Source organism: Mycobacterium lehmannii (genome assembly GCF_002245535.1).
Taxonomy (GTDB): Bacteria; Actinomycetota; Actinomycetes; order Mycobacteriales; family Mycobacteriaceae; genus Mycobacterium; species Mycobacterium lehmannii.
On record NZ_NKCN01000010.1, the window covers coordinates 23647 to 47936 of the forward strand.

Consider the following 24290-nt stretch of genomic DNA (forward strand, 5'->3'; position numbering starts at 1 on the left):
AGTACTAGCAAGATACTTCATTGAGCGCAAGTAGGCGACTGTCTTGGTGATTTACTTCACCAAAAGTTTTATGATTGCCGTACTGGCTATGGACATTTTGCTTTCACGCCGCGTAGCCTGCAGCTCAGCAGCGTGACCGCGCGCCGAGCGGTGACGACCTGAAGGGAGCACTTCGTGCAGCATTTCGACTACATCGACTACGAACTGCTCGATGACGGCCGAATCGCCGTGATCACGCTCGATCGCCCGAAACAGCGCAATGCGCAGAACCGCGGGCTGCTGGTCGAGCTGGGAGCGGCGTTCGAACTCGCCGAAGAGGATGACACCGTGCGGGTGGTCATCCTGCGCGGTGCGGGACCATGCTTCTCGGCGGGCCATGACCTGGGTTCCGCCGACGACATCCGCGAGCGATCGTCGGGCCCCGGTCAGCACCCGACGTATCACTGCAACGGCGGGACGTTAGGCGGGGTGGCGACCCGCCATCGCCAGGAGTGGCACTACTTCTTCCAGAACACCAAACGCTGGCGCAACCTGCGCAAGATCACCATCGCCGAGGTGCACGGGATGGTCCTGTCGGCCGGCCTGATGCTGGCATGGTGCTGCGACCTGATCGTCGCCGCCGACGACACGATCTTCGCCGACGTCGTGGGCACTCGCCTGGGAATGTGCGGAGTGGAGTACTTCGGCCATCCGTGGGAGTTCGGCCCGCGCAAGGCCAAGGAGCTGTTGCTCACCGGGGACGCCCTGACTGCCGACGACGCGCATGCGCTCGGCATGGTCAGCAAGGTGTTCGACGGTGACGAACTGCCGGACGCCACAGTCGAATTCGCCCGCCGGATCGCCAAGCTGCCGCCACTCACGGCGTTGCTGATCAAAGAGTCGGTGAACCAGACCGTCGATGCCATGGGTTTCGGCGCTGCGCTCGACGCCTGCTTTTCGCTGCACCAACTCAACCACGCCCATTGGGCCGACGTGACCGGCAATACTTTGGGCATCGGCAGTGTCGAGTACGGCCTCGAGGACTGGCGGCTGACACCGGAGATCCTGCCCGCGGCCAAGCGGCGGCCCTGACCGGAGACCAGAAGTGGACATCGACTACCCGCCCGAGGCGATCGCCTTCCGCGACCAGATTCGGGCGTTTCTGGCCGAACACCTGCCCGCCGAGTGGGGCGGCGCCGGCGTCCTGCCCCCGGACGAACGTGAACAACTCGGGGTTCGATGGCGCAAGGTGCTCGCCGACCGGGGCCTCATCGCGGTGGCCTGGCCGAAGGAGTACGGCGGCGGTGGGCTTTCGGCGATCGAACAGTCGGTGCTCGCCGAAGAGTTCGCCCGCGCAGGTGCACCGGACCGCGCGGAAAACGACCTACTCGGCATCGACCTACTGGGCAACACGATGATCGCGTTGGGCTCCGAGGAGCAGAAGCGCCGATTCCTGCCGCGCATCCTGTCCGGAGAGGACCGCTGGTGCCAGGGCTTCTCCGAACCCGAAGCCGGTTCGGATCTGGCGTCGGTACGGACGAAGGCGGCGCTCGACGACGACGAGTGGGTGATCAACGGACAGAAGATCTGGACGTCGGCCGGACCGACGGCGAACTGGATCTTCGTGCTCGCGCGCACCGATCCGGCTGCGCCCAAGCACAAAGGCTTGTCGGTACTGCTGGTGCCGATCGACCAACCCGGCGTCACGGTCCGGCCGATCGTGAACGCGGCGGGGCACGCGTCCTTCAGCGAGGTCTTCTTCACCGATGCCCGTGCACGGGCAGCCGACGTGCTCGGCGGTGTCGGTGGCGGTTGGCACACCGCGATGACACTGCTCGGCTTTGAGCGTGGCTCGCAGATCACCACCGCCGCAGTGGAATTCGGCAGGGACCTGGAGCGGCTGATAGCCCTGGCCCGCGACCGCGGACGGCACACCGATCCCCACATCCGCGACGAGCTGGCGTGGTGCTACTCACGTGTCCAGATCCTGCGGTATCAGGGCTACCGTGGCCTGACCGCGTTGCTGCGCGGCGAACGTCCGGGCGCCGATGCCGCGATCAACAAGGTGATCTGGAGTGAGTACTTCCGGCGCTACACCGAACTCGCGGTCGAGATCCTCGCGCTCGACGCGCTGAGCCCGCACGGCCCGGGAAACGGCGCGGCACTGATGGTTCCGGTGGCCGGGACGCCGAACTCCGTCGGCTGCTGGATGGACGAACTGCTGTACGCGCGGGCCGCCACGATCTACGCGGGTAGTTCGCAGATCCAGCGCAACGTGATCGGCGAGCAGCTGCTGGGGCTGCCCAAGGAAGCTCGCTGATATGGATTTCCGCTACAGCACCGAGCAGGTCGACTTCCGCGCCGCGCTGCGCGGCTTCCTCGCCGAGGCGGCACCCCTGCCGCGGGTGCGTGACATCGCGGGCTTGGGCGGCCACGATCAGCGCCTGTGGCAGCGGGTTTGCAGCGAGCTGGAACTGCCCGCACTGCACCTCCCGCCCGAGTACGGCGGGGCCGGCGGCACCGTGGCGGAGGCCGCCATCGCTTTCGAGGAACTGGGCCGGGCGCTCACACCGGTTCCGTTGGCGGGCAGTGTCCTCGCTATCGAGACCGTGCTGCGGGCGGGCAATGCCGAGCAACGACAGCGCTTACTGCCCGGACTGCTGAGCGGTGAGCGAATCGGGGCGTTCACCGCCGCCGGACCCGATGCCGCCGACCCCGCGACGGCCACCGTGCGAGCTGGCCTCCGCAGTGGCCTCCCCGTCCTGCACGGTGAGTGCTCGCCGGTGTTACACGGACATGTTGCGGACCTGTTCGTTGTCCCTGCCGAAACCGACGGCACCGTCACCCCCTTTGTCGTGACCGCCGATGCACCGGGAGTCACCGTGCAACCGCTGCCGTCGTTCGACGCCACCCGACCCGTGGCCCGCCTGACATTTGCGCACGCGCCGGCGGAGCCGCTGACCGGTTCGGACGGATTGGACCGTGTGCTCGACGTGGCTAGGGTGCTGTTGGCCGCCGAGATGCTCGGCGGCGCCGAAGCGTGTCTCGCGCTGTCCGTCGAATACGCCGGCAGCAGAAGACAGTTCGACCGTCCGATCGGCTCGTTTCAGGCGGTGAAGCACGCGTGCGCCGAGATGATGATCGAGATCGACGCCACCCGCGTCGCTGTCATGTTCGCCGCGATGAGTGCGGCAGAGCCCGACCAGCTGGCGATAACCGCGCCTCTGGTCAAGGCGCAGGCTGCCGACACCTTCGCGCTGTGCGCCGGTTCGGCGATCCAGGTGCACGGTGGCATAGCGTTCACCTGGGAGCACGACGTTCACCTGTACTTCCGCCGCGCCAAGACCACCGAGGCACTGTTCGGCAGCAGCACCCACCACCGCGCGCTGCTCGCCGACCGTGTCGGTTTGTAGCCCCGCATCCGGGAGGAGCCGACGATGACCAGTACACCAACCGTGGCGGTTCCCTCGCCGTCCACGGGAATCTCCCTCAGCGACGTTCTGGCCCGGCACGCCCGCGTGCGTCCGAACGACGTCGCGTTCGTCGACTGCCGGCGCCGATGCACCTTCGGTGAGCTCGACGGTCGGGTGACTCGGCTGGCCCATGCGCTGTCCGCACGTGGCATCGGCCACGGCGACCGGGTCGCCGTGCTGGGGCTGAACAGCCTCGAGCTGATCGAAACATGGTTCGCTGCACTGCGTCTCGGTGCGATCGTGGTGCCCGTGAACTTCCGCCTCGTCGCCGATGAGGTCGGGTATGTGCTCTCCGACAGCGGTTCAGCGGCGCTGGTCGTCGACGCGTCCCTGACGAGCGTTGCCGACCAGGCCCGCGCCACCGCGCCATCGGTGCACAGCATGCTGACGATCGGTGGCGACTTCGAGGAGGCCATCGCCGGTGCCGACCCCGACGGCGCGCCCAGCGCCGCGCTCGCCGACGAGGACCCCGCATTCCTGATGTACACCTCGGGTACCACGGGTTTCCCGAAAGGCGCGGTGCTCACTCACCGCAACCTCTACCTGCATGCGTTCAGTTCGATCGCCAGCCTCGGCCACCGGGACGACGACAACTGCTGGATGGGGGTCGCCCCGCTGTTCCACACCGCGGGTATCTCGGGAATGTTGCCGACGTTCCTGACCGGCGGCAAAGTGGTGATCACGCCGTCGGGCGGCTTCGATGCCGAGACCACGATCCGCACGATCGTCGGCGAGCGGGTGTCGTCGTGCTTCATGACGCCGACGCAGTGGCAGAGCGTCTGCGCGATGGACGACCTCGCGACCTGGGATCTGTCCCGTCTGCGCCGCGTGTGGTGGGGTGCGGCACCGGCCTCGACGACGTTGTTACAGAGGATGATCGAGGCATTCCCCCAGGCCGAGGTCATCGCGGCGTTCGGGCAGACCGAGTGCAGCCCCATCACATGTCTGCTGCGGGGCGAGGACTCGATCCGCAAGATCGGTTCGGTGGGCAGGCCGATGCTCAACGTCGAGGTGCGCATCGTCGACGAGGACATGAACGACGTCACCCCCGGCACCGTCGGCGAGATCGTTTATCTGGGCCCGCTGGTGATGAAGGAGTACTGGAACAAGCCCAGGGAGACCGCCGAAGCCTTCCGCGGCGGCTGGTTCCACTCCGGCGACCTCGTCCGGCAGGACGACGACGGCTACATCTACGTGGTCGACCGGAAAAGGGACATGATCATCTCGGGCGGAGAGAACATCTACAGCGCCGAGGTCGAGAACGCGCTGGCGGCCCAACCGAAGGTCGCCGAGGTAGCCGTGATCGGCGTGCCCGACCCGGAGTGGGGCGAGACACCGCTGGCGGTGATCGTCCCGCGCGATCCCGCCGATCCGCCGACCACGGCCGAGGTCGAGTCGCACTGCCGTGCGCACCTGGCCGCCTACAAGCTGCCGCGGCGCATCGTGATCGTCGACGAGCTACCCCGCAACGCCGCAGGCAAGGTCCTGAAGAACGAGCTGCGCAGCGCGTATGGCGCGCCCCTGTCCTACTTGTCCGGGCCGACCGATGTGCCTCTGCTGGAGGAAACCATCGGGCACAACCTCGAGCGCACGGTTTCGACCCATCCCGGCGTCGAGGCCCTGGTCGACATCGGCTCCGGACGTCGCTGGACCTACGCCGAGTTCAATACCGAAATCGATCTTTTCGCAAGAGGTTTGATGGCCAGCGGTATCGCTCAGGGTGACCGGGTCGGTATCTGGGCGCCCAACTGCGCGGAGTGGACGATTCTGCAGTACGCCACCGCGAAAGTCGGTGCGATCCTGGTCACGGTGAACCCGGCCTACCGCACGCATGAGCTGGCGTACGTTTTGCGGCACTCGGGCATCCGGATGCTGGTGTCGGCAACCGAGTTCAAGTCCTCCGACTACCGAGACATGGTCGCCGAGGTGCGCCCCGAGGTGCCCGACCTGACCGAAGTGGTGTTCCTCGGCAGCGACGACTGGCAACAACTGCGCGACCGCAGCCGCGACGTATCGCCCGACCGACTCCGATCCCGGATGAGCGGTTTGATGCCGTCGGACCCGATCAACATCCAATACACCTCGGGCACAACGGGTTCCCCGAAAGGTGCGGTGCTGTCGCACCGAAACATCCTGAACAACGGATTCTTCGTCACGGAGTTGATCAACTTCCGGCCAGCCGACCGGCTGTGCATCCCGGTGCCCTTCTACCACTGCTTCGGCATGGTGATGGGCAATCTGGGCTGCAGCACCCACGGCGCGACCATGGTGATCCCGGCCCCCGGGTTCGACCCGGCCGCAACGTTGGCGGCCATCGAGACCGAACGCTGCACCGCCGTCTACGGGGTGCCCACGATGTTCGTCGCGATGTTGGCCCATCCGGATCTGTCCCACCGGGATATGTCGACCCTGCGGACGGGAATCATGGCGGGGGCCACCTGCCCGATGGAACTCATGAAGCGCTGCATCAACGAGCTGAACATGTCGGAGGTGTCGATCGCATACGGGATGACCGAGACGTCTCCGGTGTCGTGCCAGACCCGGATCGACGACGACCTGGACCGGCGGACCGCCACCGTCGGACGAGTCCATCCGCACGTCGAGATCAAGATCGTCGACACCGATACCGGCGAGACGGTCGAACGCGGCGTCCCCGGGGAGTTCTGCACCCGGGGCTATTCGGTGATGACCGGCTACTGGGACGACGAGATCAAGACCCGCGAGGCCGTCGATTCGGACGGCTGGATGCACACCGGCGACCTCGCCGTGATGCGCGACGACGGTTACTGCCAGATCGTCGGGCGCATCAAGGACATGGTGATCCGTGGAGGTGAGAACGTCTACCCACGCGAGATCGAGGAGTTCTTGCATTCCCACCCGGATATCGAGGATGCCCAGGTGGTCGGCGTGCCCGACGAGAAGTACGGCGAGGAGATCTGCGCCTGGATCAAGATGCGTTCGGGCCGCGCTCCGGTGGACGCCGCTGCGGTGCGCGCGTATGCGACGGACAGGCTCGCGCATTACAAGATCCCCCGTTACGTCCACATCGTCGATGAGTTTCCGATGACGGTGACCGGGAAGGTGCGCAAGGTGGAGATGCGGGCCGAGAGCATCCGGCTATTGGGCCTCTAGCACCCTCTCGCACGTGCCGGAGCCCCTTGCGTCACATGCCACCGCATTACTAGGATATCCAACTATCTAGTAGTGAGGGGCACGCTCATGACCACCCAGGTTCCGCATTTCATCGACGGTAAGCGCAGCAATGGCCAGTCGGGCCGCACCGCCGACGTCTTCAACCCCAGCACGGGTGAGGTGCAAGCGCAGGTCGTGATGGCGTCGGCCGCCGACGTCGACGTGGCGGTCACGGGTGCGGCCGAGGCGCAGAAGTCATGGGCGGCATGGAACCCGCAACGCCGGGCCCGCGTGCTGATGAAGTTCATCGAGCTGGTCAACCAGAATGCTGACGAGCTCGCCCAACTGCTGTCTCTCGAGCACGGCAAGACCCACGCCGACTCCCTCGGCGACATCCAGCGCGGCCTCGAGGTCATCGAGTTCAGCGTCGGCATCCCGCACCTGCTCAAGGGTGAGTTCACCGAGGGCGCGGGACCGGGTATCGACGTGTACTCGCTGCGCCAGCCGCTCGGCGTCGTCGCGGGCATCACCCCGTTCAACTTCCCGGCGATGATCCCGCTGTGGAAAGCCGGCCCCGCGTTGGCGTGCGGCAACGCGTTCATACTCAAGCCGTCCGAGCGGGACCCCTCGGTGCCGGTCCGGCTGGCCGAACTGTTCCTCGAGGCGGGCCTGCCCCCCGGCGTCTTCCAGGTTGTGCACGGTGACAAGGAAGCCGTCGACGCCATCCTCGAACACCCGGCGATCCAGGCCGTCGGCTTCGTTGGCAGCTCCGATATCGCGCAGTACATCTACGCGGGCGCGACGGCCAACGGCAAGCGCGCGCAGTGCTTCGGCGGCGCGAAGAACCACATGATCGTGATGCCCGATGCCGACCTCGACCAGGCCGTCGACGCGCTGATCGGCGCCGGCTACGGCAGTGCGGGCGAGCGCTGCATGGCGATCAGCGTCGCGGTCCCTGTTGGCGATGAGACCGCAGATCGCTTGCGCGCCCGGCTCGTCGAGCGGATCAACAACCTGCGGGTGGGCCACAGCCTGGACCCGAAGGCCGATTACGGGCCGCTGGTGACCGAGGCGGCGCTGCAGCGGGTGCGCGGCTACATCGACGCCGGCGTCGAGGCGGGCGCCGAGATCGTCGTCGACGGCCGCGAACGCGCCAGCGACGAACTGCAATTCGGCGACGACAGCCTGGAAAACGGCTGGTTCATCGGCCCCACCCTGTTCGACCACGTCACCACCGACATGTCGATCTACACCGACGAGATCTTCGGGCCGGTGCTGTGCATTGTGCGCGCGAAGGACTACGAGGAGGCGCTGGCGCTGCCCTCGGAGCACGAGTACGGCAACGGCGTGGCGATCTTCACCCGCGACGGCGATGCCGCCCGCGATTTCGTGTCACGCGTGCAGGTCGGCATGGTGGGCGTCAACGTGCCGATCCCGGTTCCGGTGGCCTACCACACCTTCGGCGGTTGGAAGCGGTCCGGTTTCGGGGACCTCAATCAGCACGGTCCACATTCGATCCTGTTCTACACCAAGACGAAGACCGTCACGCAGCGGTGGCCCTCCGGCATCAAGGACGGCGCGGAGTTCGTCCTGCCGACCATGAAGTAGCGCACGAGAACACCGGCAGCATGGACTATTTCGGGCTCGACGACGACGAGCGCGTGATCGCCGAGACGGCGGTCGCGTTCGCCGAGAAGCGGCTCGCGCCGTTCGCGCTGGAGTGGGACCGCACGCACCACTTCCCCACCGACGTGCTGCGCGAAGCCGCCGAGCTTGGAATGGCGGCGGTGTACTGCAACGAAGACGTCGGTGGCAGCGGGTTGCGCAGGCTCGACGGCGTGCGGATCTTCGAACAGCTCGCGACGGCGGATCCGACGGTGGCGGCGTTCCTGTCCATCCACAACATGTGCACGTGGATGGTCGACACCTACGGCACGCCCGAACAACGCAAGAGCTGGGTGCCGCGGCTGGCGTCGATGGAGTCGATCGCCAGCTACTGCCTGACCGAGCCCGGTGCGGGGTCCGATGCGAGTGCGTTGCGCACCAGGGCCGTTCGGGACGGTGACCACTACGTTCTCGACGGGGTCAAGCAGTTCATCTCCGGCGCCGGGTCCTCCGACGTGTACGTGGTGATGGCGCGCACCGGTGGGGAGGGACCGCGGGGCATCTCCACCTTCCTCGTCGAAAAGGACGCTGCTGGGCTGACTTTCGGGGCCGACGAAGAAAAGATGGGCTGGCACGCCCAGCCGACGGCTCAGGTGATCTTCGAAGGCGTCCGCGTTCCCGCCGATGCGATGTTGGGCGGCGCCGACGGCGAGGGCACCGGCTTCGGGATCGCGATGAACGGGCTCAACGGCGGCCGGATCAACATCGCGGCGTGCTCGCTCGGCGGTGCGCAGGCCGCCTACGACAAGGCCGCCGCGTATGTGCGAGACCGCGAAGCGTTCGGCGGCCCACTTCTCGACGAGCCCACCATCCGGTTCACCCTGGCCGAGATGGCCACCGCGCTCGAGACCTCGCGAAACCTGTTATGGCGCGCGGCGACTGCGCTGGACGAGAACCATCCCGACAAGGTCGAGCTGTGCGCGATGGCCAAGCTCTACGTCACCGACGCCTGCTACACGGTCGCCGACCAGGCGCTGCAGTTGCACGGCGGCTACGGCTACCTCAACGAGTACGGGTTGGAGAAGATCGTCCGGGACCTGCGGGTACACCGGATCCTCGAGGGAACCAACGAAATCATGCGGGTGGTCATCGGGCGGTCGCAGGCCGCCAAGGTGCGGGCGTCCGCTTAGGAGAGGTCATCAATGACGACGATCGCGTTCTTGGGGCTGGGCAACATGGGCGGGCCGATGGCGGCGAACCTGGTTGCCGCCGGCCAGACGGTCCGCGGGTTCGACCCCCAGCCGACGCTGAAATCGGCCGCGGCCGACAAGGGCGTATCGGTTTTCGGCAGCGGCGCTGAGGCGGTCGGCGAGGCCGAGATCGTGATCACCTCGCTGCCCAACGGCGACATCGTGAAAGCGTGCTATGCCGAAGTGCTCCCCGCGGCCAAGGACAACGCGCTGTTCATCGACACCTCCACCATTTCTGTCGACGACGCGCGCAGCATTCATCAGCAGGCGCTCGAGCGTGGCTTCGCGCAACTCGACGCCCCGGTGTCGGGCGGGGTGAAGGGTGCCACCGCAGGCACGCTGGCGTTCATGGTCGGCGGCGAGGACGAAGCGGTGGAACGCGCCCGGCCTGTGCTCGAACCGTTGGCGGGCAAGATCATTCACTGCGGCGCCTCCGGTACCGGCCAGGCCGCCAAACTGTGCAACAACATGGTGCTCGCGGTGCAGCAGATCGCGATCGGCGAGGCGTTCGTGCTCGCCGAGAAGCTGGGACTGCCGGCGCAGTCGCTGTTCGACGTGATCACCGGGGCAACCGGCAACTGCTGGTCGGTGCACACCAATTGTCCTGTCCCGGGACCGGTCCCGACGTCACCGGCCAACAACGGCTTCAAACCCGGTTTCGCGACCGCGTTGATGAACAAGGATCTCGGCCTGGCCATGGCCGCGGTCGAGTCGACCGGTTCGAAAGCGCCGTTGGGCAGCCACGCCGCGGAGATCTACAAGAAGTTCGCCGCCGACCATGCCGACAAGGACTTCAGCGCGGTGATCGAGGCGCTGCGGGGCAACTGACCCGGCGTCACCGAGCGTCGGCGTCGACCCAGGCGCGCTCGCCGTACGTGTCGAGGTGGGCGACCTGTCCCACCGGCTTGCGCGTCGTCGGTCCGTACCGGCCACGCGGCCAGCCCAAGGGCACGACGCAGATGGGTGTCACGGTCAGCGGCAGTCCCAGGGTTCGCCGGGCCGATGTCACGCTCCACAGCGGCAGGGTGATCAGCGACGCACCGAGACCCATCGCCCGCGCAGCCAACAACAGATTCTGCACGCTGGGGTAGATCGACCCGAAGAACGACGACTCGCCGACGAACGGGGACGGCATGTACGGCAGCCGTGAACCGCCGCGCAGGCACGGTACGACGAGGACCGGGATCTCACTGAAGTGCTCGACCTGCCACTGCACCGCCCGCAGAATCTTTTGCATCGATTCGTCGCCGGCCGCCAGACGCCGGCCGATTCCGCCGTACAGCGACCAGGCTTGGCGGTAACGCTTGCCGAGCTGATCCTTGACGGCCTGGTCCTTCACCACGATGAACTCCCAGTTCTGCCCGTTCGACCCGGTGGGAGCTCGCAGCGCCAGCTCGATGCACTTCAGCACGACGGCGTCGTCGACGGGGTCGGGTAGTACGCGGCGCACGGCACGCTGGGTCATCATCGCGTCGACCAGCGGCATGTCGAGGCGGGCGAGCGCGTCTTCGGTCGTGGGGATCTCGGTCATGGGTCGACGCTACCGCCGGCCGGCGCGCGGACGCGCCCGGTTCGAGCAGCTAGGCGGCCGTCTGCTTGCGGCCGCGCGACCAGTTGGCGTGCAGGCGCTGGCAATCGGCGAATCGCAGCGGGCTGGCGCCGCCGAAGTCCGGGCGCACCGCCACCGCGGACGGGATGTCAGGGGTCCCCTCCCCCGTGATCACCAGGGCGGGCATGCCTGCGGTGGTGGCCGCCCGCAGCCCGGATGCCGAACCACTGATCGCGAACGCCTCGTCGGCCGACACGCCGAGTTCCCACAGCGCGTGGCGGTGGGCCTCCGAGTCGGGCATCGGCTTGACGACGTCCTCGGCGGAGACCACGACCTCGACGAGTCCCTCGCCGACCAGCTGGCGCACCAGCGGCTCGGCCCAGCCGCGCTGCCCGTTCACCACGACGGCCACCTGAACCCCGCAGCCGACCGCGTCCATCACGAAGTCGACCAGGCCGGCGCGCGGCGTCAGGTCACGCTCGAGGATCAGCTCGTCGAACAGCATCGTCTTGGTGGTGTAGATCTCGTCGGCCAGCAGCTTGGTGAGCACGTCGGCCTCGCTGGCCACGCACCGCTTGCGAAGCTCGGCGGCGACCCTCTGGCGCTCATCGGTGAGCGCGAGCAGCTGTCGGTAGCGCGGCACCGACCACTGGAAATCCAGGCCGTGCGTCGCGAAGGCGGCGTTGTAGGCGACCCGGTGGCCGTCGCATTCGATGTCCGTCAGTGCGTCGAGGTCGAACACCAGACCGCGCACGGCACAGCCGGAACCCGGCGCCGCACCAGGAGGGGAACAGTCCCACCAGAATCGGCCCGCGCGCCACGTCGTCTCCTGCGTTGTCGGCATATGTAGAGCGTGGCCCCCATCACACGCGACGTCCTCCCCCAATCGGGGGATCGTCGGTGCCGCTTCGGCCCGCCGCACCCCGCCGACATGCTTCACCTGGGAAATGGCACCTCTAAGGTAGGTGCATGCCGAGCAGCCCACCGGTACGTCTTGTGCTGGTCGACGACCACGAAATGGTCATCGAGGGCCTCAAGGCCATGCTGGCGGCGTTCGCCGACCGGGTACAGGTCGTCGGGCAGGCCGTCGGCGCCGAACGCGCAACCGCGGTCATCGACGATCTCGATCCCGACATCGTGCTGTGCGATGTGCGGATGCAGGGTGCCAGCGGCCTGGACCTGTGCGCCGAACTGCGCGAACGCAACGCCGACCGCAAGATCGTCATGCTGTCGGTCTACGACGACGAGCAATACCTGTTCCAGGCCCTTCGGGTCGGGGCGTCCGGATATCTGCTCAAGAGCATCAGCAGCGACGAACTGGTGCGGCAGCTGGAGTTCGTCCACCGTGGCGAGACCGCGATCGACCCGGGCATGGCGGCCAGGGCCGTCGACACCGCGGCGCGGCTTCAGCGCGACGAGTTCTGGCCCGGCGCGCGCCAGGGGTTGACCCAGCGTGAGAGTGAGATCCTCTCGCTCGTCGTCAACGGGCTGTCCAACCGGGCGATCGCGGCCAAGCTGGTCATCGGGGACGAGACGGTCAAGACCCACCTCAGTTCGATCTACCGCAAGCTCGGGGTCAGCGACCGCACCGGCGCCGTCGCGACGGCCCTGCGCGAGGGAATCTTCAAGTGACGACGGAATCGGGTCCGTCGGACGCGGTGCGGGAGCTGAGCCAGTACGCGCTGGCCGCCGACCGCGAGCTGGCCCTGCTGCGCGAGCTGATCCAGGCCGCGTCCAAGGGTCCCGGTGTCGAACCGCTGGCCGCCGCGGCCGCGCGGATGATCACTGCGGCCACCGCCAGCGACGTGTGCTTCGTGCATGTCCTCGACGACAGCGACCGGTCGCTCACGCTGGCCGGTGCCACACCGCCGTTCGACGCCGAGATAGGAAAGATCAGACTGCCTCTGGGTCAGGGCATCTCGGGTTGGGTCGCCAGCCACCGAGAGCCGGTGGTGATCACGCAGGACAAGGAGTCCGATCCGCGCTACATGCCGTTTCAGTCGTTGCGGGGCAGCGATTTCACGTCGATGGTGTCGGTGCCGATGGAGACCGACCCCGGCGGCCTTGTCGGCGTGTTGAACGTGCACACCGTGGAGCGCCGCGACTTCGCCGAGCGCGACGTCGAGTTGCTCGTGGTGATAGGCAGGCTCATCGCAGGGGCCATGCACCAGGCCCGGCTGCACCGGCAGCTGGTGGCCCGCGAACGGGCCCACGAGAATTTCGTCGAGCAGGTGATCGAGGCTCAGGAGCTCGAACGACGAAGGCTTGCAGGCGATATCCACGACGGTATCTCCCAGCGGCTGGTCACCTTGTCCTATCGGCTGGACGCCGCGACCCGTTCCGACGAACCCGCGATCGTCGCCGAACAGCTCGGCAAGGCACGCGAGTTGGTCGACCTGACACTGCAGGAGGCCCGCGCGGCGATCAGCGGGTTGCGCCCGCCGGTTCTCGACGACCTCGGACTGGCCGGCGGACTGGCCAGCCTCGCCCGATCGATACCGCAGATCGGCATCGAGGTGGATCTGGCCGAGCGCCGCCTCCCCGACCACATCGAGCTCGCGCTGTACCGCATCGCCCAGGAGTGCCTGCAGAACGTCGTCAAACACGCCAAGGCCACGTCGGCCCGGCTGACGTTCGCCGTCGACCCCGGTGACAGCGGCGACGTCGCACGTCTCGAAATCATCGACGACGGAGTGGGTTTCGATACCTTCGAACATCCGCTGGGCGGCGACGACATGGGCGGCTACGGCCTGCTGTCGATGGCCGAGCGCGCCGAGATCGTCGGCGGTCGGCTCAACATCCGGTCCCGCCCGGGAGCGGGGACGGCGGTGACGGCGACGATTCCGCTGCCGACCGTGCTGGAGTAGGCCCGCGTCACTCCAGGGTGCAGTCCTTCGCGAGGTGCTCCTCGATGGCGGCGATCACCTCGTGGGAGGCTTCACGGAAAGCCTCGAGGCGCTTCGGCCCGAGCACGTCGATGAACAGTTCCCGCACCCGTTCCGCATTGGCCGGTGCGGACGCCTTTATCGCCGCGCGGCCGGTATCGGTCAGCACGATGTCGGGATAACGGCCCGTCGACTCCTCCCGGCGGATCAGGCCACGCTTCTGCATCCGGGTCAGGTGGTGTGACAGCCGGGTCTTCTCCCAGTGGGTGGCCCTGCCGAGCTCGTAGGCGCGCATCCGCCCCTTCGGCGCCTCCGACAGGTTGACCAATATCTCGAAGTCGGCATCCGAGAGCCCGAACTCGCGCTGCAGGTGCATCACCAGGTGGCGCTCGAGCTTGTGCCGCATCGTCACGAATGCGCGCCAGGCGCCCAGTTCTTCCTCGGTCAGCCGCCCTTTACCAGCCATGACGGTGATCCTACCGGATCAGGTTGACATATCAACTCGGCCAACTACCCTCGAAGGGGTTGACGTATCAACCTAGGAGGAGATGACCATGGCACAGCATGTGATCACCGTTGTGGGAGCGACCGGCAACCAGGGCGGCGGACTGGCCCGAGCGATCCTGTCCGATCCCGGCGGGCAGTTCTCGGTTCGTGCGGTGACGCGCAACCGGCACTCCACGCAGGCCAAGCGGCTCGCCGCAGGGGGCGCGGAAGTCGTCGAGGCCGACCTGTACGACGTCGCGGGCATGCAGCGCGCATTCGAGGGAGCCGAGGCGGCGTTCGTCGTCACCAATTACTGGGCGGAGCGGACGGCAGAAGAGGAAGCCGTCCGCACCCGGGCGGAATCGGAGCTGTACCAAGCCGAAACGGCGGCGCGCGCGGCGAAGTCAGCGGGCGTGGCGCACGTCATCTGGTCGACGTTGGAGGACACCCGGGACCACTTCGGTGACGACGCACGGGTGCCGACGGTCGAGGGGCGGTACAAGGTGCCGCACTTCGACGCGAAGGCAGAGGCGGACGCCGCCTTCGCCGAACACGGTGTGCCCACGACATTTCTCCGAACAGCCGGGTTCTACGAGGGGTTCCTCTCCGACCTCCAACCTGTCCGCGATCCGAGCGGGCACCTGGTGCTGACGCTGCCGATGGCGGACCGCCCGATGGCCGCGATCGCCGTCGGCGACATCGGCCGAACCGCACTCGGCATCTTCAAGCGGGGCCCGGAGTTCATCGGCCAGACCGTGAGCATCGCCGGTGACCACTTGACCGGCGACGAGTTCGCCGCCGAACTCTCCAGGCTGCACGGAGAACCGGTAGCTTACCGACCGCAGTCCTGGAATGAGCTGCGCGCCATGGGATTCCCCGGCGCCGTCGAGATGGGCAACATGTTCCAGTTCTACGCCGAGGACTCCGAACGGTTCACCGCTGCGCGCGATCTGGCGTTCGTACGGACGCTGAACCCCGATCTGTTGTCCTTCCACGACTGGGTGGCGCGGCAGAACGCGGCATGACCCGCACCGACCGGACCTAGAAGTCCCCGGAGTTGCGGCGCAGCGTCTGGATCGAATCGGCAAGGGCCCGCGACTCGGTGCTCGACATTCCGATGTCGGCGAAGACCTCGTTGTTCAACGTCACCGTGGCGTCCTCGACAGTCGAGCGGCCGAGGTCGGTGATCTGAACCAGCGTGGTGCGCCCGTCGGTCGGATGGGGGATCCGCTCGACGAGACCGTCGCCCTCCAGCCGCCGGATCGCGTGCGTGACACTGGTGACGTGCACCTGCAGCCGATCGGAGGCCTTGGTGATCGGCAGCGCGCCGTTGCGGGTGAACGCCAGCAGCCTCAGCAACTCGAACCGCGAGAAACTCAGATCGTAGGGCCGTAGTGCGCTTTCGACGCGCGCCAGCAGGATCTGGTGGGCCCGCATCACCGATGTCACCGCGACCATGCCGTCGGCGACCTCGCCCCACCCGCAGCGCTCCCAGTTGGCCCGCGCGAGCGCGATCGGGTCATGGTCATCCTGCCGCGACGGTTGGGGGGCCACGCCTCTTCATACCGCATCGATCGGCGCGGTCAGCAGATTTCAGCGCATGGCCTTGGCGACCGCGGCCACCACGGCGCGGGTGGATCTTCGGTCTCCCACGGTGATGCGCACGCCGCCGTCGGCGTACTGGCGGACACGCACTCCGTTCGTCTCGAAGACCTTCCCCCAGCCACGGCCACAGTCCGGTACATAGACGAAGTTGGCGTTGCTCTCGGTGCTGTACACCCCCATGGACCGCAGCCGCATGCGCAGGTGTCGACGCTCGCTGGTGATCATCCGGATGCGTTGACTCAGCTCGGCTTCCGCGTCGAACGACGCCGCGACCCCGACGAGTGCGGTGATCGCGACACCAAAAGGCAGTTGCATGCTCCACAGCCTGCCGGCGAGCTGCGGGGCGCAGAAGCCGTACCCGATGCGAAGTCCGGCTAACCCGTAGGCCTTCGAAAACGTCCGCAGCACCACCACATTGGGGTGCCGCGCGACCAATCCGACGGCGTCCATGCGGTACTCCGGCGCCAGGAACTCCGCGTAGGCCTCGTCGAGAAGGACCACTGTCTCCGGCGACAGGCACCGAAGGAACCGCTCGAGTTCGGCGGCGTGCTCGATTGTGCCGGTCGGGTTGTGCGGACGGCACACCACCACGACCCTGGCACCGGTCGCGGCCGACGCCATCGCGTCGAGATCGTGGTGACCGTGCGCGTCCAACGCAACGGCGACCGATTCCAGCCGCGCCATCTGCGCGAAGATCGGATATCCGTCGAACGTCGGCGTGGCCATGACGATTCGATCACCGGGATCCGTCACCGCATGCAACACCTGCATGATCACACCGGTGGCGCCGGCCCCGACCACGACCTGCTCGTCGCGCAGGCCCGTGTGTCCGGCGATCAGCGAGCGCAGCCGCTCGGGCAGATACTCCGGATACCGGTTGGCCGCCTCGATCGAAGCGCTCAGCGCCGAACGCACGGACGGCAGTGGTGGGAAGGGATTCTCGTTGAGCGACAGGGCCATCGGGTCCAACGAGGTGGGTAGCGCGCCGAGCGCCTCCGCTCCCCTGTGCATCGGTTCGGACATCAGCCGCGGCCGCCCCACCGCACTGCGGCCGCCCCGGCGAAATCACCGGCGTGGGCGAACGCCGCCATCAACACGACCTCCCCCGGTTTGAGTCTTCCGCTGTCAATTGCACGATCGAGATTGACCGGAATGCCCGCGGCGAACAGGTTGCCGCACTGGTCGAAGGTGTCGACGTGACGCTCGGGCGGGAGTTCGAGCGCTTCTCGCCAGTTGCGCAAGAACACCCGGTTCGGCTGGTTGGTGACGAGCAGGTTCAGATCGGGAGGCTTGACCCCGATGCGGTCGCATACCGCGTACGACACCTCGGGAACCTGGCGGTTGCCTCGCGCCAGCACCTTGGTGATCTTGCTTTCGGTGAAACCGATGTAACCCTCCCCAGGGCCCGGCTGCCACCACTTGCGCGGCGGGTCGGACGCGATCGTCATATCGCCGGCGAACTCGCCGTAGGTGCGACATTCGACGTCGAGGATCGGTGACTGCTCCGACACCGCCAGCAGGCCGACGGCCGCACCGTCGCCCGGCACCGACGCCTGGGCCTTACGCCGCACCTGGGGTTGGTCGAAGACCTGACCGGCGGCGTTCTGCGCGACGGCGACCAGCGCCGTGCGTCCAGCGCCGGAGGACAGCAGCTGCCGCGCCACCTGCAGCCCGAACACGAACGCCGCGCAGCCGCCGTTGTGCAGATCGAGCACCCATGTCGGCTTCATACCGAGTCGGTGCGCCATGGCACCGCCGCCACCGTAGAACGGGACGTCGGGCATCTGGGTGTGGGTGATCAGTACGTCGGCGCCGGCGACGGCGTCCTGGCCGCGACGCTCGATCAGGCCGGCGGCCGCCCGCTCGACCATGTCGACGGCGGTCTCGTCGGGCGCGACGTGATGGCGGAATCTGGGGGCGCGGAACATCATGTTGTCCCGCAGATCGTCGGATTCGGCGAACTGCGCATAGTATTCGGCGCCGATCGGCTCACCGGGCAGGTACGTCGATACGTCCAGAAGGCTGACGGTCATTCCGAACTCACCTCATCCAGTCGGGCGTCACGGGAAGGCCGTTGCGGTGCCGGTACTCGGCGATGGCCTTGAGATTGCGCAACTCGAGCAGGTGGCCGGGGCCGAACATATCCCAGAAGTCGCCCACCCATACGGGTCGCTCGGGTGGGGCCGACTCCGGATACGGGTTGCGGTCGTAGAACGGGTGATGACAGTTGGTCCACAGCACCACCGAACCGGGTTTGTCGAACACAAGCTGGGCATCGACGACACGCATCAGGTAGATCATCCACAGGTGCCTGCCCTGATCCCACGCGCAGTGGTAATCCACCGTCATGGCCGCCTCGTTGGCGACCGTGCGGGTGAATATCTGCGTCTGCGAGCCCAGCCGGTCGTAGGCCACCCACAGCCCTGGTTCCTCGGTGGGGGCGAAACCGCGCAGGCTGTAGGTCCATTCCTCCAGACACCTTGTGTCGGAGAGGTATTCGAATAGCGCGCCGGGCGGACAGTCGACGTACTCGTTGACGGTGCAGTACTCGCCGTAGACGTAGTCGTGCGGATAGACCGACCGCATCATCTCCATGATGATCGGGGTGGCCTTCTCACGCGGTGACGTCTCGACGCGAATGAGGCCGTCGAGCGGCTCGCCAGTGCCGCGATGGGTGGTGATGTCGTCAAGGGCGGGCAGGGACATGGTTGCGGATCTCCTCTGCGGCAGATGGTTTGACGCTGTCTCGGTCGAGGAACGCCGCGAACGGCGGAATCTCATCGGCAGAACATTCGATGCTGATGACGGCGGGGCCGTCGGTCTCGAGCGCAGCTGTGAGTGCGGCGGGCAGCGACGCGACGTCCTCGATGTCGGCGGTGCGCAGTCCCGGGAACATCGCGCCAAGTCCGGCCCCCAACCGGCTCGGCCCGAACCGGTTGTAGCTGTACCGATCGCCGTAGAACACCTGCTCGCGAGTGAGGCACATCGCGTGCGCGTGGTTGTCGAACAGGAGGAACGTCACCGGCAGCCCGTACTCGCGCGCGGTGTGAATCTCCATGCCGTGCATGAGGAAACTGCCGTCGCCCGCTACCACCAGCGTCCGCCTGCCCCGGCCGAAGGCCATTCCGATTCCTGCGCCGAAGCTGTATCCCATGCCCCCCATGCCGAGCGCGACGACGAACCGGCCGTCGCGCCGCACCGGCAGGTGATGAATCGCCGCCGCCCCGATATTGCCCGCGTCGACCACGATGTCCACGCCGTCGGGCAACGTCGCGTCGAGCGCCAGCATCGCGTCGCGATACCGGACGCCGGTTCCGAGATGGGGCGGCGGCTGCAACTCGTCACGGGTCACCGTGTCGGGCACCCGCAGGCGCGCAGGCCGGCCCGCACCTGACAGCGCGTCAGTGAGCGCCCGAAGCGAGGTGCGCAGATCGTCGGTGTGCGCGTGGGTGCATGCGAGATACGGTGGGGCGCAGCCCATCGAGAACACGGGAACCGAGGCCAGGGCGTTCTCGAGGCCGGCCCGCGCCGTGACCGTCATCCTGGTGCCCACCAGGAGGCACAACCCACTGTCGGCCAGTGCCGAGGCGATGGTCGGATGACCCATCACTCCGGTGACGCCCAGCGCCGACGACGATCCCATCCCCGGTGTGCCCGCGACGTCCTTCGCGTCGGGCACGGTGGCCACCCGGGCGCGCAGCAATGCCCGCAGCGCCTCGAGCTCGGCACGCGCGTCGTCGCGGGCAACCTGTTCTCCCGCGATGATCGTGACGGGACCCTCGACTCGCCGAAGCGCCCGCGCGACCGCATGCGGGGCAGCCGGTGTCACACCGACACGCTCGCCGACCACCACACCGCCGTTGACAGGCACCGCGGCTTGCTGGATGTCTTTGGGCAGCAACAGCACCGACGGCCCTCGCCGGGCCGCTGCGGCCTCGATCGCTGCGGGAAGTGCGGTCACGATGTCCGCGGGCGTGAGTATCCGCCGGCAATGCACCGACACCGCCGAGAACAGCGCGTGCGCATCGAGTGCCCCGTTGCGGCCGCTGGTGTCCTGGAACGCGCCTCGACCGTCGAGTGCGCTCGGCGGTTGTCCGATCAACGCCAGTACCGGCACTCGGCTGGCCAACGCTTCCCCCAGTGCGGGAACGGTGTTCAGGCAGCCACCACCCGACGTCGCCGCCACCACGCCGATTCCGCAGCCGCCGCGGCTGTATCCGTCGGCCATGGTGGCAGCGGAGAACTCGTGCTTGGCGAGCACGGCGTCGATGTCGGAACGGAAATACGCCGCGTCGTAGAGATCCTCGATGTTGGCACCGTCGACACCGAAGATGAACTGCACGCCGATCGCCGCAAGGTACTCGACGATGTGGTCGACGACTCGATGGCCCATCTCTCACCTGCTTTCGGACTTCAGCGAGTTACACGGTGCGCGGGCAGGCGGAGTTCATCGGTTCAGAACATTCACAGCGAACGCTCGAGAAGCACTTCACCGGATTCGGGTGAAACCAGTTGCACAGCAGCGATTTCGTCCATCTGCATCGGCGTAGTGGCGCTCGGCAGTGCGGTCGCGCCCGACAGCCCCAGCCACGTCGCCACTTGGTTGCGGCTGCCGTCGTGTCCCACCACAACCATCCCCAGGTTCTGGGGCGGCGCATCGCGTTGGCCCCAGTCGCCGTAGGTGCATGCCATGTCGATTCGAGTGCCCCAGCCGTACCCCGTCATCGAGATGGTCGCGTTGATCGGCGTCTCGGAAACCTTGGCCATCTCCAGTTGCTGACCGGACGCCTGCGGCGGTGTGCCGGTTTGCAACCCGAACGTCTCCGGACGGACCGCGATCGCGATGCCGACCACCAGCACGGCGGCGGCCAGACCGATGGCTGCCGAGGTCATCCACCGCGACCGCCTGCGTCGCGCGCGCACCCTGTTCAACAGCCCGCTCAACAGTTCTGGCGGGGGTTGTGCGTGCGCGGGCTCATGGCCGTCGAACTCGGCCGGTTCGACCGTGCCCAGCAGAGTGGGGATGTCGCGCAGTTCGGCGACCGCGGCCGTGCAACGCTCACAGGTCGCAAGATGTGCCTCGTACTCGAGGCGGTCCTGTTCGGTCAGCGAGCCCAGGACGTAGGCGGCGTCCCACGTGGCGTGCCGATCGTCGTCCGCTCGGCCGAGGACGGGTTCGAATGCCGTCACCGTGTCACCCCCATCTCCTCCAACTTGAGCTTGAGCGCTCGTACCCCGTAGTGCAGCCGTGACTTCACGGTGCCTTCGGCGATGTGGAGGTCGGCTGCGATCTGCGCCGTGGTCCAGCCCTGGTAGTACGCGCGGCTGATGACCGCGCGGTGCTCCTCGGACAGCGCACCGACGGCTTCGCCGAGCATCATTCGGTTCAACGCAGCCTCCACCTCGTCGGGCCCGGCCCGGTCCGCGGTCGTCTCCATGTCGGCGGTGCCGGCTTCGCTACGGAAGCGGGCACTGCGTGTCTCGTCGATGATGAGGTTGCGGGCCACGGTGAACAACCACGGTCGCGCCGACCTCGAGGCGTCGGCCGTCACCTCGGGGTGTCGCCACGCCCGCAGTAGCGTCTCCTGCACCACATCCTCCGCCCGGGCCGTGTCGCCGGTCAGCCGGACCGCATAGCGCCAGATCGCGGCGGCGTGCTCGGTATAGAGCACCCGCATGACGGTCGCGTCCGGGTCGTCCAACTTCAACCTCCGCCCTAGACACGAGGTTGGCGGTCATCCGGTTCAGTATCGGCGCTGCATCCTCACAGCGGGACGGAGTTGCGCCGGGCACCTGCTTGGTTCTCGGCGAACCGTTCATGCAGGGTGCGCAGCACCGCCGCGCACGCCGCCCGCTCGGCTGGGTCGATGTGGTCGAGCACCCGGGCCAGTTCGCGGCGCCGACGAGCGGTGACCTGCTGCACCAGTTTGCGGCCCGAAGCAGTCAACTCCAGGGTGACGACGCTGCGGTTCGACGGATCCGAGCCGCGCACCAGGTGGCCAGAGGCATGCAGTCGGTCGGCCAGACGCGTCACCGTGGATCCGACCACTCCGAGCGCCTTGGCGCATTCAGTCGACGTCGATCGACCGCGCTGTTGCAACACCGCGAGCAACCGGAACTGCGGCAGCGAGACGTCCACCTCTTCGACACTGCGCAGCGCCAGGCCCACCAAATCCCTGGCCGCCACCTCGAACGCCGTCAGCTCTTCTTTTGGTGTCTTGGTCACGTCGGTATTCCGGGCGCGTGCATGCCAAAATTGTCGCACGCGGGCACACCCAGTCAGCACTGCTGACCTCCTAGGTATTGCTTTTTGCAAGACTTGCAGAATGCAAGGAATTGGGGCAGAATGGAAACTTGACTGGTTCAAGTATTCGGAGGGCCGCATGTCCGTGACTCGTTGGCACGACGATCTGCGGGCCGCCGGGCTGCGTGTCACCAAACCCCGACTCGCCGTGCTCGCCGAGGTGCGAGCCCATCCGCACGCGGACGTCGAGCAGATCGCCGCCGGAGCGCGCCGCCGCATCGGATCACTGTCGACGCAGGCGGTTTACGACGTGCTCTATGCCCTGACCGATGCCGGACTGTTGCGGCGCGTCGAACCCGCCGGCTCACGTGCGCGCTTCGAACTGCAGACCGGCGACAACCACCACCACCTGGTCTGCCGGGTGTGTGGCGCCCTCGACGACGTCGACTGCGAGGTCGGCCGGGCCCCGTGCCTGCACACCAGCGGTGACACCGGTTACGCGATCGACGAGGCCGAAGTGACGTTCTGGGGCATCTGCCCCGGCTGCCAAGGCAGTGCACAACTCAACTGAAACGGAGATTCCCATGACCACACCGAAATTCGGGTCGACGACCGGCACCGGCGCTCCGGCCCCCAGCGACCGCAACACGCTCAGCGTCGGCTCCAACGGACCACTCGTCCTGCACGACGTGCATTTCCTGGAGCAGATGGCGCACTTCAACCGTGAGCGCGTCCCGGAGCGCAGCCCGCACGCCAAGGGCTCCGGCGCCTTCGGGGTGTTCAACGCCACCGAGGACGTCTCGCAGTTCACCAAGGCCGCGCTGTTCCAGAAGGGCGCGAAAACCGATCTGCTGATCCGGTTTTCGACGGTGGCCGGTGAGCAGGGCAGCCCGGACACGTGGCGGGATGTGCGCGGATACTCGCTGAAGTTCTACACTTCAGAAGGCAACTACGACCTGGTCGGCAACAACACGCCGATCTTCTTCGTCCGTGACCCGATGAAGTTCCCACATTTCATCCGCAGCCAGAAGCGGCTGCCCGACTCCGGCCTGCGGTCCTCGCAGATGCAGTGGGATTTCTGGAGTTTGAACCCCGAGTCCGCCCACCAGGTGACCTACCTGATGGGTGAGCGCGGCCTGCCGCGGACCTGGCGCCACATGAACGGCTACGGCTCGCACACCTACATGTGGGTCAACGCCGCAGGCGAGAAGTTCTGGGTGAAGTACCACTTCCACACCGACCAGGGCATGGAGTTCCTCACCAATGACGAGGCCGCCGCCCTGGCCGGTGAGGACAGCGACTTCCACCGCCGAGACCTCTTCGATGCGATCAACCGGGGCGAGCACCCAAGCTGGCGGCTCTCGGTGCAGGTGATGCCGTACGCCGAGGCGGCCGACTACCGGTTCAACCCGTTCGACCTGACCAAGGTGTGGCCGCACGCGGACTACCCACTGATCCCGGTCGGCAGCTTCACGCTCAACCGCAACCCGGAGAACTTCTTCGCCCAGATCGAACAGGCGGCGTTCTCCCCGGGTAACACGGTGCCGGGTATCGGCCTGTCGCCGGACAAGATGCTGCTCGGCCGCGCGTTCGCCTACAGCGATGCGCAGCGCAACCGGATCGGCACCAACTTCCACCAGCTGCCGGTGAACCAGCCGCGCGACGGGGTGCCGATGAACTCCTACATGTTCGACGGCCAGATGACCTACCACCACTCCGGCGCGGCACCGGTTTACGCACCCAACAGCGGCGGACGTCCGTGGTCGGACACCACCGGCCCGGCCGAAGACGGCTGGGAGGCAGACGCCGAACTGGTGCGCTCGGCCTACGCATTGCACGCCGAGGACGACGACTTCGGCCAGCCCGGCACGATGGTGCGCAAGGTGTGGAACGACGCGCAACGCACCGCGGCGGTCGAGACGATCGCGGGCAGCCTCGACGGGGTGACCGGCGAGGTGCTCGACCGGTCGCTGGAGTACTGGCGCAACGTCGACGACGATCTGGGCGCCCGGATCGAGAAGGCGGTCCGCGGGGATGCCGCACCCGAACCCGTGCAGGGTATGGGCGAGGGCTAACCGCCCT

General features: G+C 67.2%; 23 protein-coding genes and 1 pseudogene. 13 read left to right on the forward strand and 11 right to left on the reverse strand.

Annotated features, from left to right (window positions below; all coding sequences use genetic code 11):
• Window positions 1-174 precede the first annotated feature (174 nt).
• The 8 genes and pseudogenes from CEX87_RS12940 to mmsB all read left to right on the forward strand — a co-directional run bounded on the left by CEX87_RS12940 (window position 175) and on the right by mmsB (window position 10267).
• Window positions 175-1071: an enoyl-CoA hydratase gene (locus CEX87_RS12940; protein WP_064400072.1), complete on the forward strand. Its 897-nt coding sequence runs from the start codon at window positions 175-177 to the stop codon at window positions 1069-1071.
• A 13-nt stretch (window positions 1072-1084) separates the two neighbouring features.
• On the forward strand, window positions 1085-2299 hold the full coding sequence (locus tag CEX87_RS12945; RefSeq protein ID WP_064400073.1) for an acyl-CoA dehydrogenase: 1215 nt from the start codon (window positions 1085-1087) through the stop codon (window positions 2297-2299).
• A 1-nt stretch (window position 2300) separates the two neighbouring features.
• A complete protein-coding gene (locus CEX87_RS12950) occupies window positions 2301-3392 on the forward strand; it encodes an acyl-CoA dehydrogenase family protein (protein WP_064400074.1) in 1092 nt (363 codons plus the stop codon).
• Window positions 3393-3416: 24 nt separating this feature from the next.
• Window positions 3417-4952, forward strand: a pseudogene (locus CEX87_RS27580) (long-chain-fatty-acid--CoA ligase); the annotation flags it as partial.
• 21 nt (window positions 4953-4973) lie between these two features.
• Entirely contained in the window at window positions 4974-6584 is a 1611-nt protein-coding gene (locus CEX87_RS27585) for an AMP-binding protein (RefSeq protein ID WP_233151384.1), read from the forward strand.
• A gap of 87 nt (window positions 6585-6671) precedes the next feature.
• Window positions 6672-8192, forward strand: coding sequence for a CoA-acylating methylmalonate-semialdehyde dehydrogenase (locus tag CEX87_RS12960; RefSeq protein WP_064400075.1), 1521 nt, complete (start codon window positions 6672-6674; stop codon window positions 8190-8192).
• A 20-nt stretch (window positions 8193-8212) separates the two neighbouring features.
• Window positions 8213-9379 (forward strand): acyl-CoA dehydrogenase family protein, encoded by a 1167-nt coding sequence (locus tag CEX87_RS12965; RefSeq protein ID WP_064400076.1) that lies wholly within the window; start codon window positions 8213-8215, stop codon window positions 9377-9379.
• Window positions 9380-9391: 12 nt separating this feature from the next.
• Window positions 9392-10267: a 3-hydroxyisobutyrate dehydrogenase gene (gene mmsB / locus CEX87_RS12970; RefSeq protein WP_064400077.1), complete on the forward strand. Its 876-nt coding sequence runs from the start codon at window positions 9392-9394 to the stop codon at window positions 10265-10267.
• A 7-nt stretch (window positions 10268-10274) separates the two neighbouring features.
• Here mmsB and CEX87_RS12975 read toward each other — a convergent pair whose 3' ends face one another.
• Entirely contained in the window at window positions 10275-10970 is a 696-nt protein-coding gene (locus CEX87_RS12975; RefSeq protein ID WP_064400078.1) for a nitroreductase family protein, read from the reverse strand.
• Window positions 10971-11019: 49 nt separating this feature from the next.
• A complete protein-coding gene (locus tag CEX87_RS12980) occupies window positions 11020-11832 on the reverse strand; it encodes an HAD hydrolase-like protein (RefSeq protein WP_064400079.1) in 813 nt (270 codons plus the stop codon).
• A 125-nt stretch (window positions 11833-11957) separates the two neighbouring features.
• Between CEX87_RS12980 and CEX87_RS12985 the strand changes: the two genes are divergently transcribed.
• A complete protein-coding gene (locus tag CEX87_RS12985; protein ID WP_064400080.1) occupies window positions 11958-12620 on the forward strand; it encodes a response regulator in 663 nt (220 codons plus the stop codon).
• On the forward strand, window positions 12617-13855 hold the full coding sequence (locus tag CEX87_RS12990) for a GAF domain-containing sensor histidine kinase (RefSeq protein ID WP_064400081.1): 1239 nt from the start codon (window positions 12617-12619) through the stop codon (window positions 13853-13855). The genes CEX87_RS12985 and CEX87_RS12990 overlap by 4 nt, the downstream gene beginning before the upstream one ends.
• Before the next feature lie 7 nt (window positions 13856-13862).
• On the opposite strand, the gene CEX87_RS12995 is transcribed toward CEX87_RS12990, so the two are convergent.
• Window positions 13863-14339 (reverse strand): MarR family winged helix-turn-helix transcriptional regulator, encoded by a 477-nt coding sequence (locus tag CEX87_RS12995; protein ID WP_064400082.1) that lies wholly within the window; start codon window positions 14337-14339, stop codon window positions 13863-13865.
• Window positions 14340-14427: 88 nt separating this feature from the next.
• Between CEX87_RS12995 and CEX87_RS13000 the strand changes: the two genes are divergently transcribed.
• Window positions 14428-15384: an NmrA/HSCARG family protein gene (locus tag CEX87_RS13000; RefSeq protein ID WP_233151378.1), complete on the forward strand. Its 957-nt coding sequence runs from the start codon at window positions 14428-14430 to the stop codon at window positions 15382-15384.
• Window positions 15385-15400: 16 nt separating this feature from the next.
• On the opposite strand, the gene CEX87_RS13005 is transcribed toward CEX87_RS13000, so the two are convergent.
• The 8 genes from CEX87_RS13005 to CEX87_RS13040 all read right to left on the reverse strand — a co-directional run bounded on the left by CEX87_RS13005 (window position 15401) and on the right by CEX87_RS13040 (window position 22190).
• Complete coding sequence (locus CEX87_RS13005) at window positions 15401-15913, reverse strand: MarR family transcriptional regulator (RefSeq protein WP_064400084.1); 513 nt, start codon at window positions 15911-15913, stop codon at window positions 15401-15403.
• Between the two features lie 39 nt (window positions 15914-15952).
• A complete protein-coding gene (locus CEX87_RS13010) occupies window positions 15953-16987 on the reverse strand; it encodes a pyridoxal phosphate-dependent aminotransferase (RefSeq protein ID WP_064400198.1) in 1035 nt (344 codons plus the stop codon).
• Window positions 16987-17997, reverse strand: coding sequence for a 3-oxoacyl-ACP synthase III family protein (locus CEX87_RS13015; protein ID WP_064400085.1), 1011 nt, complete (start codon window positions 17995-17997; stop codon window positions 16987-16989). Before CEX87_RS13015 ends, CEX87_RS13010 begins: the two co-directional genes overlap by 1 nt.
• Window positions 17998-18004: 7 nt before the next feature.
• Complete coding sequence (locus tag CEX87_RS13020; RefSeq protein WP_064400086.1) at window positions 18005-18670, reverse strand: hypothetical protein; 666 nt, start codon at window positions 18668-18670, stop codon at window positions 18005-18007.
• Complete coding sequence (locus tag CEX87_RS13025) at window positions 18651-20357, reverse strand: thiamine pyrophosphate-binding protein (protein WP_064427251.1); 1707 nt, start codon at window positions 20355-20357, stop codon at window positions 18651-18653. The genes CEX87_RS13020 and CEX87_RS13025 overlap by 20 nt, the downstream gene beginning before the upstream one ends.
• A gap of 71 nt (window positions 20358-20428) precedes the next feature.
• Window positions 20429-21154: an anti-sigma factor family protein gene (locus CEX87_RS13030; protein WP_064400088.1), complete on the reverse strand. Its 726-nt coding sequence runs from the start codon at window positions 21152-21154 to the stop codon at window positions 20429-20431.
• The gene (locus CEX87_RS13035) at window positions 21151-21666 is read right to left on the reverse strand and encodes a sigma-70 family RNA polymerase sigma factor (RefSeq protein ID WP_064400089.1); all 516 of its coding nucleotides are present in this window, start codon (window positions 21664-21666) and stop codon (window positions 21151-21153) included. Before CEX87_RS13035 ends, CEX87_RS13030 begins: the two co-directional genes overlap by 4 nt.
• Before the next feature lie 62 nt (window positions 21667-21728).
• Entirely contained in the window at window positions 21729-22190 is a 462-nt protein-coding gene (locus tag CEX87_RS13040; RefSeq protein ID WP_064400090.1) for a MarR family winged helix-turn-helix transcriptional regulator, read from the reverse strand.
• Between the two features lie 157 nt (window positions 22191-22347).
• On the opposite strand from CEX87_RS13040, the gene CEX87_RS13045 reads away from it, so the two are divergent.
• Both CEX87_RS13045 and CEX87_RS13050 read left to right on the forward strand, forming a co-directional pair.
• The gene (locus CEX87_RS13045) at window positions 22348-22779 is read left to right on the forward strand and encodes a Fur family transcriptional regulator (RefSeq protein ID WP_094287632.1); all 432 of its coding nucleotides are present in this window, start codon (window positions 22348-22350) and stop codon (window positions 22777-22779) included.
• Window positions 22780-22792: 13 nt separating this feature from the next.
• Window positions 22793-24283 (forward strand): catalase, encoded by a 1491-nt coding sequence (locus tag CEX87_RS13050; protein ID WP_094287634.1) that lies wholly within the window; start codon window positions 22793-22795, stop codon window positions 24281-24283.
• The last annotated feature ends 7 nt before the right edge of the window (window positions 24284-24290 follow it).

Bases quoted from the DNA above. Each gene is read 5' to 3' on its own strand.
- CEX87_RS13045 (WP_094287632.1), top strand. From the start codon at position 22,348: ATGTCCGTGACTCGTTGGCACGACGATCTGCGGGCCGCCGGGCTGCGT.
- CEX87_RS13050 (WP_094287634.1), top strand. From the start codon at position 22,793: ATGACCACACCGAAATTCGGGTCGACGACCGGCACCGGCGCTCCGGCC.
- CEX87_RS12980 (WP_064400079.1), bottom strand. From the start codon at position 11,832: ATGCCGACAACGCAGGAGACGACGTGGCGCGCGGGCCGATTCTGGTGG.
- CEX87_RS12995 (WP_064400082.1), bottom strand. From the start codon at position 14,339: ATGGCTGGTAAAGGGCGGCTGACCGAGGAAGAACTGGGCGCCTGGCGC.
- CEX87_RS13025 (WP_064427251.1), bottom strand. From the start codon at position 20,357: ATGGGCCATCGAGTCGTCGACCACATCGTCGAGTACCTTGCGGCGATC.
- CEX87_RS13015 (WP_064400085.1), bottom strand. From the start codon at position 17,997: ATGACCGTCAGCCTTCTGGACGTATCGACGTACCTGCCCGGTGAGCCG.
- mmsB (WP_064400077.1), top strand. From the start codon at position 9,392: ATGACGACGATCGCGTTCTTGGGGCTGGGCAACATGGGCGGGCCGATG.
- CEX87_RS12960 (WP_064400075.1), top strand. From the start codon at position 6,672: ATGACCACCCAGGTTCCGCATTTCATCGACGGTAAGCGCAGCAATGGC.
- CEX87_RS12975 (WP_064400078.1), bottom strand. From the start codon at position 10,970: ATGACCGAGATCCCCACGACCGAAGACGCGCTCGCCCGCCTCGACATG.
- CEX87_RS13000 (WP_233151378.1), top strand. From the start codon at position 14,428: ATGGCACAGCATGTGATCACCGTTGTGGGAGCGACCGGCAACCAGGGC.
- CEX87_RS12965 (WP_064400076.1), top strand. From the start codon at position 8,213: ATGGACTATTTCGGGCTCGACGACGACGAGCGCGTGATCGCCGAGACG.
- CEX87_RS12950 (WP_064400074.1), top strand. From the start codon at position 2,301: ATGGATTTCCGCTACAGCACCGAGCAGGTCGACTTCCGCGCCGCGCTG.
- CEX87_RS13010 (WP_064400198.1), bottom strand. From the start codon at position 16,987: ATGTCCGAACCGATGCACAGGGGAGCGGAGGCGCTCGGCGCGCTACCC.
- CEX87_RS12985 (WP_064400080.1), top strand. From the start codon at position 11,958: ATGCCGAGCAGCCCACCGGTACGTCTTGTGCTGGTCGACGACCACGAA.
- CEX87_RS13020 (WP_064400086.1), bottom strand. From the start codon at position 18,670: ATGTCCCTGCCCGCCCTTGACGACATCACCACCCATCGCGGCACTGGC.